This is a genomic window from uncultured Tateyamaria sp., assembly GCF_947504105.1.
Lineage (GTDB): Bacteria > Pseudomonadota > Alphaproteobacteria > Rhodobacterales > Rhodobacteraceae > Tateyamaria.
The window spans coordinates 1-1,136 of sequence record NZ_CANNGP010000137.1 but is presented as its reverse complement, the minus strand read 5'-3'; the positions used below and the strand labels follow the sequence as shown (position 1 = coordinate 1,136).

1 protein-coding gene is annotated in these 1,136 nt (G+C 54.8%); it reads left to right on the top strand.

The genetic code is table 11. The annotated features are described in order from the left end of the window. The first annotated feature begins 155 nt into the window (after positions 1-155). Complete coding sequence (locus Q1A75_RS23915) at positions 156-1,094, top strand: hypothetical protein (protein WP_299593574.1); 939 nt, start codon at positions 156-158, stop codon at positions 1,092-1,094. The last annotated feature ends 42 nt before the right edge of the window (positions 1,095-1,136 follow it).

The following is a 1,136-nucleotide window of genomic DNA, read 5'->3' as shown; positions in this document are numbered from 1 at the left end:
ATGTCATCTCGTCTCATGCCCCAACATGACACTCCGAACCGACAATGGGAATCCTATGTCAGACGGGGAACACTAGGATCGCCGATGGATATTATCCCTTTGATCCGTCAAGCAACTTCAACAATCAATGCTTCAAAGCAGACACGCCAATTCAGATGTGGCCGCTTGACCCGTCGGTAAAGCCGCATGCGGACGGCACATACGACGAACAGCTTGTTCTCTCGAAGGTTTGGGAGAAGCCTATCAGCGAAATCCGCGTCGGTGATCTGGTCGTGTCCTATGACTATGAGGGGCGGATCAAACCTGGCCCTGTTACGCGCACTATGACCAACACTGCCACCCATTTGCTGGACTTCTGGGATACCGGCGTCACCCCCGGCCATGCTTGTTACTGCGCCGACGGTAAATTCAAAGGACAACACGTACCACTGATGGACATTCTGCGCGCCGATGGTGCGATCATGCGTGCTGATGGAACGATGATCCGTGCCGCAACCAACTGCAAAGTTGGCTCTATAGGCGACGTGATGATCCATGCCTCGGCTACCATGCAGAAGCCTGATGGTACTTGGACAGAACCTAAGCCTGGCAAAGTCCGCTTTGGCACTCGGATCATCCTGCAGGATGGAAAGCATACGTCTTTCATGGAGGTGGCCGCAAACGAAGGCTGGAAGGTCTCTGATGACGGCTACATGGTTGGCATGAGGAAGGGCGAGAACGGCACGTTCGAAGAACACGTGTTCAATTTCCCCTATTCTCATAGCGAAGAGCTGCCTAAACCAGAAGATTACATCCTGGCCCGCTCTAAAGTATCGCTTGAAGCGATCTACGCTGCCGGGGAATGGGAACAAATCGGTACGCAGATGCCTGCACCTGCTGGCATGGTCGGCCTGAACACCAACCACACCAGCACGCTCTTGCAGCCCTCCAAACCAGAGCCGAACATCCCGCCCGCCTTTGCGGATCACCCGGACGCGCCCCGCCGTCCGCAGGGCCGTCCCATGAACCGCAAACAACGCAAGGCGATGGAAGTCAAGAAACGCAAAGCAGCTAGTAATAAACTGTCTGACGTCAGCGCCTATGGGTCCAAATAGCGGTATTTGCTAAGAGAGGGTTTGTTGCTCATCGTGGCCACC

What these genes read in the sequence shown, in the direction of transcription:
- Q1A75_RS23915 (WP_299593574.1), top strand. Translation starts at nt 156, where the DNA reads ATGTGGCCGCTTGACCCGTCGGTAAAGCCGCATGCGGACGGCACATAC.